Annotated in this window: 10 protein-coding genes; 7 read left to right on the top strand and 3 right to left on the bottom strand. The window is 74.6% G+C overall.

All coding sequences use genetic code 11. The annotated features are described in order from the left end of the window. The first annotated feature begins 45 nt into the window (after nt 1-45). Nucleotides 46-531, top strand: a complete 486-nt coding sequence (locus tag ACIRSU_RS08040; RefSeq protein WP_403789873.1) for a DUF309 domain-containing protein — start codon at nt 46-48, stop codon at nt 529-531. Here the strand turns inward: ACIRSU_RS08040 and ACIRSU_RS08035 are convergent. The 3 genes from ACIRSU_RS08035 to ACIRSU_RS08025 form a co-directional block, all read right to left on the bottom strand. Continuing rightward, entirely contained in the window at nt 521-1,783 is a 1,263-nt protein-coding gene (locus ACIRSU_RS08035; protein ID WP_403789872.1) for a cytochrome P450, read from the bottom strand. The two genes, ACIRSU_RS08040 and ACIRSU_RS08035, sit on opposite strands and share 11 nt — an antisense overlap. Before the next feature lie 179 nt (nt 1,784-1,962). Next, on the bottom strand, nt 1,963-2,343 hold the full coding sequence (locus ACIRSU_RS08030; RefSeq protein ID WP_403789871.1) for a DUF488 domain-containing protein: 381 nt from the start codon (nt 2,341-2,343) through the stop codon (nt 1,963-1,965). A 41-nt stretch (nt 2,344-2,384) separates the two neighbouring features. Then, nucleotides 2,385-3,083, bottom strand: coding sequence for a TetR/AcrR family transcriptional regulator C-terminal ligand-binding domain-containing protein (locus tag ACIRSU_RS08025; RefSeq protein ID WP_403789870.1), 699 nt, complete (start codon nt 3,081-3,083; stop codon nt 2,385-2,387). Between the two features lie 180 nt (nt 3,084-3,263). Between ACIRSU_RS08025 and ACIRSU_RS08020 the strand changes: the two genes are divergently transcribed. From ACIRSU_RS08020 to ACIRSU_RS07995, 6 genes are all read left to right on the top strand, one after another. Further along, nucleotides 3,264-4,064, top strand: a complete 801-nt coding sequence (locus ACIRSU_RS08020) for a phosphatase PAP2 family protein (protein ID WP_403789869.1) — start codon at nt 3,264-3,266, stop codon at nt 4,062-4,064. After that, nucleotides 4,061-5,077 carry a DMT family transporter gene (locus ACIRSU_RS08015; protein WP_403789868.1) on the top strand — a complete coding sequence of 339 codons (1,017 nt, stop codon included), beginning with the start codon at nt 4,061-4,063 and terminating at the stop codon, nt 5,075-5,077. Before ACIRSU_RS08020 ends, ACIRSU_RS08015 begins: the two co-directional genes overlap by 4 nt. A 385-nt stretch (nt 5,078-5,462) precedes the next feature. Beyond that, nucleotides 5,463-6,317 carry a GNAT family N-acetyltransferase gene (locus tag ACIRSU_RS08010; protein ID WP_403789867.1) on the top strand — a complete coding sequence of 285 codons (855 nt, stop codon included), beginning with the start codon at nt 5,463-5,465 and terminating at the stop codon, nt 6,315-6,317. 130 nt (nt 6,318-6,447) lie between these two features. Further along, nucleotides 6,448-8,079 carry a multicopper oxidase family protein gene (locus ACIRSU_RS08005; protein ID WP_403789866.1) on the top strand — a complete coding sequence of 544 codons (1,632 nt, stop codon included), beginning with the start codon at nt 6,448-6,450 and terminating at the stop codon, nt 8,077-8,079. 514 nt (nt 8,080-8,593) lie between these two features. Continuing rightward, nucleotides 8,594-10,291 (top strand): S8 family peptidase, encoded by a 1,698-nt coding sequence (locus tag ACIRSU_RS08000; RefSeq protein WP_403790219.1) that lies wholly within the window; start codon nt 8,594-8,596, stop codon nt 10,289-10,291. 249 nt (nt 10,292-10,540) lie between these two features. After that, nucleotides 10,541-13,726, top strand: coding sequence for an AAA family ATPase (locus ACIRSU_RS07995; RefSeq protein WP_403789865.1), 3,186 nt, complete (start codon nt 10,541-10,543; stop codon nt 13,724-13,726).

The raw sequence follows: 13,726 nt of genomic DNA, 5'->3' as shown, positions 1-13,726 counted from the left end.
TCAGCACACGGGGTGTCACCGCGGGGTGCGGAGGAGAATGGGCGGATGGACAGGGACCGGGATCGGGCGGGGCGGGCGCGGAGTGCGCGGCCGCGGGACGGGCTGGGGCGGCCGCTGGCGTACGGGGCGGAGGGCGTGGCGCGGCAGCCGGAGGGGGTGGCGCGGACGCCCGGGGAGACGGTGCGGGAGGCACAGAGGCTGCTCGACGCGGGGATGCCGTTCCATGCGCACGAGGTGTTCGAGGACGCGTGGAAGTCGGGGCCGGCCGGGGAGCGGGATCTGTGGCAGGGGCTGGCGCAGCTGGCCGTGGGGCTGACGCACGCGGCGCGGGGGAACGCGACGGGCGGGGCGCGGTTGCTGCGGCGCGGGGCCGGGCGGGTCGAGGAGTACGCGGGGCGGGGAGCGGGCTCGGAGACGTACGGGATCGATGTCGCCGGCCTCGCGGCGTGGGCCCGCGGGCTGGCGGGCCGGGTGGAGGCCGGCGGGGTCGTGCCGGACGCCGCGGCGGAGGCGCCTCGGCTCAGCAGGTGAGGAACAGTTCCTCGGGCGAGCGGTGGATGAGGGTGGGACGCATCGGTACGGGACGGGCGTCGGCCGGCCGCAGTCCCGGCAGCCGCCGGGACAGCGCCTGGAGGGCGGCCCGGAGTTGGACGCGGGCGAGCTGGGAGCCGGGGCAGCCGTGTGGGCCGTGGCCGAAGGCCAGGTGGCGGGAGTGCGCCCTGGTCCTGGTGATGTCGAAGACGTCGGGGTCCGGGTGGCGGGCCGGGTCGCGGTTGGCGGAGCCGTAGGCGACGAAGACAGAGGCGCCGGCGGGCAGTTCGGTGCCGGCGAGGGTGACCGGGCGGGTGGTGGTGCGCCGGAAGCCCTGCACGGCGGTGTCGTAGCGGGCGGCCTCCTCGACGGCGGCCGGGACGAGCTCGGGCCTGGTGCGCAGGAGTTCCCACTGGTCGCGGTGGCGCAGCAGGTGGAGCACGGTCGTGCCGATCAGCGCCGTGGTGGTGAGGTGGCCGGCGATGAGCAGGTTCTGGAGGTTGGCGACGAGTTCGCAGCGCTGGTCGTCGGTGAGCTCGCGCGGCCCCGGGCCGAGTCCGGCGTCGGGGGCGAGGGCGGTCACCATGGCGGTGATCAGGTCGTCGCGGGGCCGGGCGCGGCGGTCGCGGGCGTAGCGGTCCAGCAGCTCCTGCAGGGCGAGGACGTCCTGGGCGGCGGCGATCTGTTCGGCCTCGGGCAGCGGTCGGAAGAGCAGCCGTTCGGCGCTGTACGAGCCGTGGACGGCGGCCGGCACGTCAACCGGGTCGAGGCCGAGCAGGCGCCCGACGACGGCGCCGGGGAGGCGGCGGGCGTACCGGGCCATGAGGTCGGCCCGCCCGTGTGCGGCGACGGCGTCGGCGAACTCCTCGGCGAGCGTCTCGGCCTGCCGGGTGATGTACGGGGTGAGGGCGGCGATCCGGGTGACGGACAGGCCGCTGTTGAGCGGCGCCCGGTGGCGGCGGTGGGCCGGGCCGTCGGTGGAGACGACCGTGGGCCGGGGCGCGAAGCCGCTGCCGAGCACCGCGAGGGCGGCGGGTGACGGCTGCACGTCGGGGCGCAGGGACTGGGCGGAGGAGAAGTCCTGCGGTCGCAGCAGCACCTCGCGGACGTCGGCGTCGCGGGTGACGAGCCAGGCGTCGAGGAGGGGCTCGTAGGTGAGTCCGGCGGTGCGGCGCGCCCGGTCGTAGAGCGGGTACGGGTCGCGCTGGAGCTCGTCGAGCCGGGCGTGCCGTCGCCGCTGGGCCGGGTCCACGCGGTGCCTCCTCACGAATCGGGTGCGATGCGGTGCGGTGCTGTGCGGTGCGGTGCTGTGCGGTGGGTGCTGTGTGATGCCAGGTGGTGCGATGCGATGCGGCCATGGTGAAGGGGGCGCGGGCGGGTGACCAGGGGCGCGTGCGGAGCTGGCGCGAAAGGTACGGGACGAGGGCGGGTTCAGGTCGCGTCGAGTGCCTGGAGCAGGACCTCGGTGTGGCTGCGGGAGGGGTCCTTGGCGGCGGTGAGGAGGGTGACGGCGCCCTCGGCGGCCTTGGCGCGCAGGGCCGAGAGGGCCTCGGCGGCGGCCGGTTCGGCGAGCTCCGCCTCGTACCGGCGCCGGAACTCCTCGTACTCCCCCTCCGTGCCGTGGTACCAGCGGCGCAGCTCGTTCGAGGGGGTGAGACTCTTGGGCCACTCGTCGATGTGCGCGTCGGCCTTGGAGAGGCCACGCGGCCAGAGGCGGTCGACGAGGACCCGCAGGCCGTCGTCGGGGGCGGGCGCCTCGTAGACGCGCCGGACGCGGACGCGGGGGCCGCCGGGCGGCCGGGTGTGGGGCATGGCTTCAGGGTGCCGGACGGGCGGGCGCTTCACACCTCGGATCACGCCTCGGAGCCGTCGGAAGCTGCGGAACCGGCGGGACCGTCGGAGCCGGCGGTCTCCTCGGCGTCCTGGGGATCCCGGGAGTCCGGCGCGGTGCCGGGATCCACCTTCAGCGCCGGGAGCAGCACCGCGTCCACGAAGGTCCGCATCGTCACCGCGTCCGCGAACCGGTCCTCGAAGAGGCGCTCGATGCGGAGCATGCCCATGAAGCAGGGGGCGACGAAGGCGATCGCCGGGTTGTCGGCGGCGAGCTCGCCGCGCTCGACGGCGCGCGCCAGCATCGCGTCGAGGGCGGCGACCTCCGGCTGGATGACGGTCTCGCGCAGCGCGGCGCGCAGATCGGGGTGGGCGATGTACGCCTGGCTGACGGCCTCCATCAGTTCGGCGTCGCGCTCGCGGCGGGAGGCGGCGATCCGGGCGGCCTCGCGCAGGTCGCCGACGAGGGAGCCGGTGTCGATGCCGGTGAAGACGGCGCAGCGGCGCTTGTCGAGGGCGGCGGTGACGAGCCGGGGCTTGGTGCCCCACTGGCGGTAGAGGGTCGCCTTGCCGCACTTGGTGCGGGCGGCGACGCCCTCCATGGTGACGGAGTCGTAGCCGCCCTCGCGCAGCAGGCAGATGACCGCCTCGTACAGCTCCTCCTCCCGCTCGGGGGTGAGCTTACTGCGCCGGGCGGCGGCAGTCGCGGCCTGCGTGGACATCGAGTTCCTCCCGGAGATCCCCTACCCCGCCGGCCTCCTGCCGGACACCTTTCCCTGCACATACGAGAGTAGGGGGTGCGCAATCGAGACGCAAACGTATCGAGACGCTTGCGTCTCGATGAAATCGGATCTAGAGTTCCTGCGTTTGTTGTCCGATTTGAGGAAAAAAGGGGCCGCGCCATGGCTGCCGGGACAGGCGAGACGGGCGGGACGGGCGGAAGAGGCGGCATACGCAGACCGCCGCTCGTGCGCGAGCTGCTGCTCGTCACCGCGCTCTTCCTCGTCTACAAGTTCGGCCGGCTCTTCGCGAACGGTCACGAGACCCGCGCCTTCCACAACGCCGACCGCGTGTGGGACGCCGAGCGCGCGGTGCACCTGCCGGCCGAGGGCGTGATCCAGCACCTCCTCCTGCACGGCGAGGCCCTGATCAGGACGGCGAACACGTACTACGCGGCCGTGCACTTCCCCGCCACCATCGCCTTCCTCGCCTGGCTCTACTGGCGCCGCCCCGACCACTACGTCTGGTCGCGCCGCGTGCTCGCCCTCGTCACCGCCGCCGCGCTCGCGCTGCACCTGCTCATGCCGCTCGCGCCGCCCCGGATGCTCACCGAGAGCGGCCTGATCGACACCGCGCAGGTCTACGGGCCGTCCGTCTACGGCGCCACGCCCGAGACCGACTCGATGGCGAACCAGTTCGCGGCGATGCCCTCGCTGCACTTCGGCTGGGCACTGATGGTCGCGATCGGCCTGATCGCCGCCACCCGGACGCGCTGGCGGGTGCTCTGGCTCCTGCACCCGCTGGTCACCCTGCTCGTGATCGTCGGCACCGCCAACCACTACTGGTTCGACGCCCTCGCGGCCGCCGTCCTGCTGGGCATCGCACTGCTCGCCGTACCGGCGCCGTGGCGTCGGCACGGCCCCCGGCCGCTGCCGCCGCTCACCCCCGTCACCGCCGCCGCGACCGCGGGAGCCCTGCGATGAGCGGCGCCACCGGGACCGTCCTCGCCGTCCTCCTCTCCCTCGTCTCCGCCGCCGGGTACGCGCTCGCCGCCGTCGCCCAGTCACGGCTCGCGTCCGCCTCCGCCGGCGGACACGGCGCGCTGCGCCGCCTGCTCGGCCGCCCGCAGTGGTGGTGGGCGGTCGGGCTCAACGCCGCCGGCGCGCTCGCCCACGTCGCCGCCCTGCACTACGGCCCGCTCACCCTCGTCCAGCCGCTCGGCGCGCTCACGCTCGTCGCCGCGCTGCCGATCGGCGCGTACGGGGCGCGGCGCCGGGTCAGCCGGGCCGAGTGGCGCGGGGCGCTGTGGACCCTGGCGGGCCTGGTCGGGCTCGTCGCGGTGACCGGTCCCGTCGAACCGGACGAGGCCCTGAACCTCCGCGAGACCCTCGTCGTCACGGCGGTGACGCTCCTGCTCATCGCGCTGCTCGCGTCCCGCTCCCGGGCCCGCATGCACACCGGCGCGCGAGGCCGGGGCCTCGGACACGCGACCGCGTCCGGCGTCGCCTCCGCCGTCGGCTCCGCGCTCACCCAGACGCTCACCACCGCCCTCGCCCGCGACCTGCCCGGCGGCCCGAACGGCTGGTGGCAGACGGCGCTGCTCGCCGCCCTGATCGCCGCGTTCGCCGCGGGCGGCCTCCTCCTCTCCCAGGCCGCCTACCGCGGCGGCCTCGCCGCCCCCCTCGCCGTCGTCAACCTCTCCAACCCGGCCGCCGCGGCCGTCATCGGCGTCGCCCTCCTCGGCGAGACCTTCCGCGCCGGCGCCTGGGGCTGGCTGATCGCGGCGGCCGGAGCGGTGGTGGCGGCGCGCGGGGTGGTGCTGCTGACGACGGGCCTGGAGACGGAGGGCGAGGCGGGCGTGGTGCCCGGGGCCCGGTCCGGCGTCACGGACGACGAACCTGTGGCGTTCGCCGTACGCGGGCCCGACGTACCGGAATCGCCGGCCGCGCCGGAGCCCCTCCTCGTACCGGATCCCCTGCCCGAGCCGGCGCGCTAGGGGGTGTCTCGTCGATCAGGCCGGATCAGGGAGCGGCGTCTGGTGCCGTGGATCGCAAGGCGGAGGAGGGAGTCCATGCGGAGCATCGGCGACCGACGACAACGCGGCGAGGCGCGGTGCCAGACGCCGCGAGCCCGGCATGATCGGCGAGACACCCCCTAGGACCGCCGATCCGTATGGCGCCGGCGGCAGTCAGCAGGTCTTGCGGTCGGGGTGTCGGACGACTGTGCCACGACGGGAGGACGTGCGTCGCGGCGCCTTGGTTCGGCGACGGGCACCAGCGCCGGGCAAGGCGGCCGGAAAGCGACGGTGGCGGTCCGGGCGGCGTGCGTGCGGCACTATGCTCGACCGCCGCCCGTCCGCTCCGCGCGCCGAAGGAAGCCTCATGGCCGAGACGTTGACCATCGCCCCCGCCTCCCTGCAGGACTGGGCGCTGGTGCGCGCCTGGGCGGCGGCCGAGGGCTGGAACCCGGGTCTCGCGGACGCGGAGTCGTTCTTCGCGCAGGATCCGGCCGGGTTCTTCCTGGGGCGCATCAACAGCGAGCCGGTGTCGGCGATCTCGGTCGTCAACTACAGCGACGACTACTCCTTCCTGGGGTTCTATCTCGTACGGCCGGATCTGCGCGGGCTCGGCCACGGCCTGGCGACCTGGCAGGCGGCGCTCGCGCACGCGGGCGGACGGACGGTGGGTCTTGACGGGGTGCCGGCGCAGCAGGACAACTACCGGCGCTCGGGGTTCGTGACGGCGTACCGGACCGCGCGGTACGTGGGCGAGGTGCCGCTTCCCGACCGGGCGCCATCCGGTGTGGTGGCCGCGGACCGGGTGGATCCGGTCGCCCTCGCCGCGTACGACAGCGCCTGCCATCCCGCGGACCGGCCGCGCTTCCTCCGGCCCTGGCTGGCGACTCCGGGCCACCGCGCCCTGGTCCGCGTCACCGACGGCCGCCCGACCGGCTACGGCGTCGTCCGCCCCGCCGAGTCCGAGGCCCGTATCGGCCCCCTCTTCGCCGACACCCCGGCCGACGCCGCCGCCCTCCTCGACGCCCTCGCGTCCGAGGCACGCGCCTTCGGCGCTCCGCGCGTCGCCGTCGACATGCCGGAGGCGAACCCGGCGGCGGCGCGCCTCGCGGAGGAACGGGGCCTGGAGCCGACGTTCGAGACGGCGCGGATGTACACGGGTCCGATTCGCGAGATCGCGCGGGAGCGGGTGTTCGGGGTGACGACGCTGGAGCTGGGGTGAGGGTGACGGCCACAGCCCCCCACCGGACGGGAGCGGGGGTCGTGCGGCCACCGGAACGGCCCACACGCCACCACCCACCAGGCGCGCGCCACCCGGGCCCCATGGTCAAAATCCTATAGATTGCCCGGTTATGGGAGAAAGTGGCGAAATCAGCCGCCGGTCGGTGCTCAAGGCCTTCCCGGCCGTGGGCCTCGCAGGGGCGTCCAGGGGGTTGTGGGACGAGCGGCACACGGCGGCACCGGCGCCCTCCCCGCAACCGGCGTCCTTCCCGCAACCGGCGGTGTCGGCCGCGCGGCCGGTGCCCGGTTCGGTGTGGCCGCTGGTCGAGGAGACGCTCGACGTCCGGTTTACGGACGTCTCCGTTCCGGGCTACGGCCGGATCACCACACGCACGTACAACGGGGCCGTTCCCGGCCCGACCCTGCGCGTCCGCGGCGGGCAGACCCTGCGGCTGACGCACATCAACGGCCTGCCGCCCAACCCGCCCCACACCGGTGGCCACAACACACCGCACCGCCCCAACAGCTTCAACCTTCACGCGCACGGGATGCACGTCTCCCCGCGCGGGCACGCCGACAACGTCCTGCGGGAGTTCGCGCCACGCACCGCGGACGAGGCCGCGGCCCGGGCCGCGGAGCCTCGGTACGTGACGACCATTCACGTGCCGGCCGACCACCCGGCCGGCACCTACTGGTACCACCCGCACCTGCACGGATCCATCGCCGAGCAGATCGCCGGGGGCATGGCCGGGGTGATCATCGTCGAAGGCGACGTCGACGAGGTCCCGGAGATCGAGGCGGCCGCCGACATCGTCGTCTGCATCAACGAACTCAAACTGAAGGACGGCAAGGTCCCCGCTTTCACCTCGGGCCGCTGGGTGACCGGCATCCCCTCGACCTTCACCGTCAACGGCACGGTCAACCCCACCCTCCGGCTGCGCCCTGGCGAGGTCCAGCGCTGGCGGCTGGTCGCCGCGACCGCCTTCACCGGCCTGCGGCTCCAGCTCAGCGGGGGCCGCGGAGGTCTGCCGCTGCACCAGATCGCGCAGGACGGCGTCACCTTCTCCGCGCCCGTTTCCCTGAAGGTGGTGGAGCTGGCCATGGGCAACCGCGCCGACGTGCTGGTCCGGGGCGGTGAGCCCGGCAGGTACGAACTGCGAGCCGACATGGTGCCCGTACCGCTGATGACGATCGAGGTCGCCGGCGAGCCCGTCGATCCGCCCATGGGGCTGCCCGCCGCGCTGCCACCGGGCAGGCCGTTCCTCGACGAGAACGACATCACCAACCCCCACGCGGATCGGCAGGTGGTCTTCCACGCCGATGCGGGCGTCTTCAAAGGGGCGTTCCCGAACGCCTTCCGCGTCCTGGGCACCGGCGCGACCCCGGCATCCGATCCCGACGGGGATCTCACCCGCGACCCGGCCTACGGCCTCTTCGACCCCGGCTACACCAACCACACGCTGCGCCTCGGCACCGTCGAACGCTGGACCGTCCGAACCGACGAGACGCTGCCGGCCCACAGCCATCCCTTCCACCTGCACACCAACCAGGTCCTCCTCACACACCGCGACGGCAGGCGGCTCGACCCGCCGGTCTGGCACGACACCATCGGCCTGGCCGGCGGCAAGCCCGGAGAGTCCGTCACCTTCCTGGTCAGGTACGAGGACTTCACCGGCCGCACCGCCGTCCACTGCCACCAGCTCCAGCACGAAGACCTGGGCATGATGCAGACGGTCCACTACGTCGGACATCCGAAGCCCTAGACAAACGCGTCACACGTGCCCGGCGCGGGCGCCCCCCGGGGGGGCGCCCGCGCCGGGCACGTGTGAACCGCTTCCCCCTCGGCCCCTCCCCCCTCCCTCCCCCTCGGCCCTACAAGGGTTTTCCCCGTATCGGGTTCACCTCGGCGTTCCCTACTGTCTGCCGCACCGGCAGATCCCCACCCCACCTCCGCCCCTGTCAGGTGCATGAGGAGCAGTGGGTGGTGTCCGTCGGGGCGGCCTTGACCCCGGCCGTCAGCGCCGGTGGCGGCGCACGGGCCCCCACGCCCAGGGGACCGCGGACGCGACCCCACTTCGCCCCGAGGTTCCCGCGCCGCCGCCACTGCTCCACCTACGTCGTACTCGAAAGGGCCACACCTTGAACGGTTCCAGGCGGAGAGTCATATCCGTGGTGGTCGCGAGCGCCGCGATCCTCGGTGCCGCAGCCACCACCACCGGGGCGTTCGCCGCCGTCCCGGGCGCCACGTCCCCGAAGCCGGCGCCGGCTTCGCAGGCCATGACCGCGCTGCCCAGCGCTCCGGTCGAGAAGGTCATCGTCACCTACAAGTCCTCGTCCGCCGAGGCCGGCTCCAACGCCGCCGCGAAGAGCGACGCGGCCGAGAAGGGCGCCAAGACCGGTGAGAAGCTCGCCTTCGAGCGGCGTCTGGCCGGCGGCGCGGCGCTGGTGAACCTGGGCGGTGCCGCCACCAAGCAGGACGTGGCCGAGGTCATGGCCGCGTTCAAGGCAGACCCGCAGGTCGCCTCCGTCGAGCCCGACATCCGGGCCTACGCGATGGCGGTCACGCCGAACGACACGGACTACGCCAAGCAGTGGGACCTCTTCGAGCCCACCGGCGGCATGAACGTGCCCGCCGCCTGGGACAAGACGACCGGTGCGGGCGTCACCGTCGCCGTCATCGACACCGGTTACGCGGCCCACTCGGACCTGGCGACCAACGTCATCCCGGGTTACGACTTCATCTCCGACTCCGCCGCCGCCCGCGACGGCAACGGCCGTGACGCGGACTCGAAGGACGAGGGCGACTGGAACGCCACCGACGGCGAGTGCGGTACGGGTTCCAAGGCGTCGAACTCCTCCTGGCACGGCACGCACGTGGCCGGCACCATCGCCGCGGTCACCAACAACACCAACGGCATCGCGGGTATCGCGTACAACGCGAAGATCGAGCCGGTTCGTGTGCTCGGCAAGTGCGGCGGTTCGTCCTCCGACATCGCGGACGCGATCACCTGGGCCTCCGGCGGCTCCGTGCCGGGCGTCCCGGCCAACCCGAACCCGGCCAAGGTCATCAACATGAGCCTGGGCGGCGCCAGCAGCACCTGCCCGAGCGTCTACCAGAACGCCATCAACGGCGCGGTCTCGCGCGGCACCACGGTCGTCGTCGCCGCGGGCAACAGCAACGCCGACACCTCCGGCTTCACGCCCGCGAACTGCACCGGCGTCATCACGGTCGCGGCCACCAACCGCGCCGGCAGCCGCTCCTTCTACTCCAACTACGGCACCCGGGTGGACGTCGCGGCGCCCGGCGGCGAGACCCGCAACGCCACCGACACGCCCGGCACGGTGACCACGCCCGAGAACGGCATCTACTCCACGCTGAACTCCGGCACCACCGTCCAGTCGACCGAGACCTACAAGCCCTACCAGGGCACCTCGATGGCGGCCCCGCACATCGCCGGTCTCGCCGCGCTCCTGGAGGCGGCCAAGCCGAGCCTGACCCCGGCCGACATCAAGGCCGCGATCAAGGCCAACGCCCGCCCGCTGCCCGGCACCTGCACCGGCGGCTGCGGCACCGGCATCGCCGACGCCGCCGCGACCGTGAACGCGGTCACCGGCACCACCCCGCCGGCCGGCAACGTCTTCACGAACGCGACGGACGTCCAGATCCCGGACCTCTCCACCGTGACCTCGCCGATCACCGTCTCCGGCCTCACCGGCAACGCGCCCGCCACCCTCAAGGTCGCGGTCGACATCAAGCACACCTGGCGCGGCGACCTGGTCATCGACCTGATCGCCCCGGACGGCACCGTGCGCAACCTGAAGACCTCGTCGTCCTCCGACAGCGCCGACAACGTCCTCGCGACCTACACGGTCGACGCGTCGACCTCGGTCGCCAACGGCACCTGGAAGCTCCAGGTCCGCGATGTGGCCTCGGGTGACACCGGCTACATCGACTCCTGGAGCCTGACCTTCTGATCCACCGCGATCCACCCACGGATCGCCTCAGAACCACCCCCCACAACCAGCATCATTGCTGGTCAGCGAAGCGCCCGTGGTCTACACCACGGGCGCTTCCGGCAGTTGGCCGTCCCCGGTTCACGCTCGGTTCACCGGGGTGTGCTGTCCGTATGCCGGACAAGGGGCCTGGACGGAATCGCCTCGCTCCGTATCCTCTGCGCAACGGGGCTCATGGGCCGGGCCCGCGGGGCAAAGGGTGGTGGATACGTGACGACAGCGCCGCTCCGGCCTGCGCCGGTGGGCCGCGAGGAACTCCTCGGCCGCCTCGAACGCGTACTGCAGGCCCGGGGCCGGGCCCTGCTGACCGGCCCCGCCGGGGTCGGCAAGACCGAGGTTGCGCTCGCCGCGGCCGCCCGCGCCGAGGGCCGCGGCGAGACCGTCCTCTGGCTGGCGACGCTCCCCGGCGACCGCGAGATACCCGGCGCGGCCGCGGCCGCCCTGGTCGCCTCCGTCGCCACCAGCCTGACCTGGCCGGACCCCGCGGCGGTGGCCGCCGCCGAGGAGAGCGCGACGGCTCCGCCGCGCCCCGGCGCCCCGGCCGAGCACGGCTACGCGTACGGAAACGGGACCGGGACCGGGACCGGGACCTCCAACGCGAACACGAACACGACCGCGAACGGCTACGGAAACCGCTACGAAGACGGCTACGGGAGCGGAAGCGGCTACAACCGGCCCCCAGGCCCCCTCGCGCCCGGGAGCCCGACCAGCCCCACCGCTCCGGCGAGCCCATCGAACCCGTCCGGCACCGCCACCCTGCCCGCGCAGCGCGCCGACGCCACCCCCGCCGGCCACGGCGGCGCCGCCGACTCCACGCCCGCCCGCCTCGGCGTCACCGCCTCAGGAGCCCTGGACGGGCTGCCCGGGCCACAGCGGGCCGCCGTCGCGATGCTGTGCCGGGAGGCGCCGCCGGAGGACGGCGGCCGGGACCCGATCGCGCTGCGGCTCGGAATCGCCGGGATCCTGCGGGCGCTGACCGCGCGCGGGCCCGCGCTGCTCGTCGTCGACGGGGTGCAGCACATCGACGCGGACAGCGCCGATCTGCTCCGGTTCGCCCTGCACCTGGCGCCGCCCGCGCTGCGGGTCGTCGCCGTCGAGACCCCCGAGGTGTACGGGACCTCGGACGACACCGGGTACGGCGGCGCGGACGCGCACGACAGCCGGCTGTGGGTGCCGTCGGAGGCGGACGTGCTGCTCGTGCCGCCGCTGCACGCCGACGAGATCGCCGAACTGCTCATCCACCACCGGCTGCCGTCCCGGATGGCCGGCCGCATCCACAAGGCGAGCGGTGGCAATCCGCGGCTCGCGCTGGCCGTCGGGCGCTCGCTCGCCGACGCCCGCACCCCGGTGCACCACGCCGAGGCGCTGACCCTGTCCGGGCGGGCCCGGGACCTGGCGCGGCAGTTGCTCGGCGCCGCGCCGTCCGACGTGCGGCAGACGCTGCTGCTCGCGGCGCTCGCGCTGCGGCCGACGGCGGCCCTGGTGCGGCGCGCCGGGCGGCCGAACGCGGAGGCGGACCTGGCGGTGGCCGAGCGGGCGGGTCTGGTGTCGCTCGCCGAGGACGGCACGGTCGCGTTCACGGCCGGGCTGCTGCCGTCCACGCTGGTGCACGACGCCTGCTGGGCCGAACGCAGCGCGGGGCACGCGGCGTTGGCGAAGGTCGTGGACGACGAGGTGGAGGCGGTACGGCACCGGGCGCTCGCCACCGACGCGCCGCAGGAGGAGCTGGCGGCGGAGGTCGCGGCGGCGGCGGACCTCGCCCGGCGGCGCGGCAACAGCGCGCTCGCGGCCGAACTCGCCCTGCTCGCCGCCGAGTCGACGCCGGGCGCGCACGGCCAGCGGCGGATCGCCCGCCTGGTGGACGCCGCCGAGGAGGCGGCCCGGGCGGCCCGGGCCGACCTCGCGATGCGGGCCGCGACCGATCTGCTGGCCCGGGACGCGACGCCGGTGGACCGGGTACGGGCCCGGCTCGCCGTCCTGGACACGGCGGGGCAGGGCCTGACGGGGCTCGACGAGATGTACGTGCACGCCATGGAGGACTCGGAGGGCGACACGGCGCTGCGGGCCGCCGTCCAGCTCCGGCTGGCCGTCAAGTACGTCCTCGCGGACGGCGATCCGGTGCGTTCGCGGGCCGCGGCGATGGAGTCGGCGCAGCTGGCCGCGTCGATCGGCGATCCCCGGACGGCCGCGCAGGCCATGACCGTACAGGCGCGGATGGAGCGGGCGCTCGGCACGCCGGACGCGGAGGCGGTGCTCGCGCAGGCGCGGGCCCTGGAGATGGCCGAGCGGCCGGCCGGGGTCCGCAACACGGCCCAGATCCTGACGATCCGTCACGCCCTGTTCGACGGGAGGCTGGTGGACGCGCGGGCGGAGCTGAACGCGCTGCTCCCGCTGGTGCAGCGGCGCGGTTCGGTGGAGGACTCCATCGAACTGCTCAGCACGCTCGCGGAGATCGAGTCGCGGATGGGCCCGTGCGGTGCGTCGCTCGCGCACGCCGGGCAGGCGCTCGCGCTGACCCTGGAGGCGGGGCTCTCCCCCGGGCCGGCCTGGTACTCGCTCGCGCTCGCCGAGACGGCCGGCGGCAGCTTCGCCCGGGCGGCCAGCTATGCCCGGCGCAGTGTGCAGGCGTCGGAGGAGGAGGGCGACCGGGTCTTCCTGTCGCGCAGTCTGTACGCGCTCGGGCGGGTGCAGCTGATCAACGGGGACGTCGCCGCGGCCCTGGAGACGCTGCGCCGGGTCGAGGCCAACGAGCGGGCCCAGTCGACGGTTGACCCGTCGATGCTGCGCTGGCACGAGGAGCTGGCCGAGGCGCTGCTCGCGCACGACGAGGTGGACGAGGCCGTGGCGGTGCTCGCGGCGGTGCGGCCGGTGGGCGAGCGGCTCGGGCGGACCCGGGTGCTGCTCGGCATCGACCGGGCGTACGCGCTGTGTCTGGCGGCGGAGGGCCGTACGGACGAGGCGGCGGAGCTGCTCGCGGGCACGGCGGGCCGGTTCGCGGACGCGGAGCTGCCGCTCGAACAGGGCCGGGCGCTGATCGCGCTCGCCCGGGTGGAGCGGCGGCGGCGCCGGCGCTCGGCGGCGCAGGCGGCGCTGCAGTCGGCCACGGCGCTGTTCGAGCGCGCCGGGGCGGTGCCGTGGCTCGCGCTGACGAGCGAGGCACCGGCGGGCCCGGCGGTCGAGGGCGGCCCGGCGCGCGAGGAGACGCCGCCCGGCCTCGCCTCGCTGACGGAGGCCGAGCTGCGGCTCGCGCGCCTGGTCGGGCAGGGCGCCAGCAACCAGGAGGCGGCGGCCAAGCTGTACCTGAGCGTCAAGACCGTCGAGGCCCGGCTGACCCGGATCTACCAGAAGCTGGACGTGCGCTCCCGCGCCCAGCTCGCGACCGCGCTGCGGCCGTGA

The sequence above is a fragment of the Streptomyces sp. NPDC101160 genome, from assembly GCF_044768205.1.
GTDB lineage: Bacteria > Actinomycetota > Actinomycetes > Streptomycetales > Streptomycetaceae > Streptomyces.
Note: the sequence above shows the minus strand (reverse complement) of the source record. Positions and strands in the feature narration are given on the sequence as shown.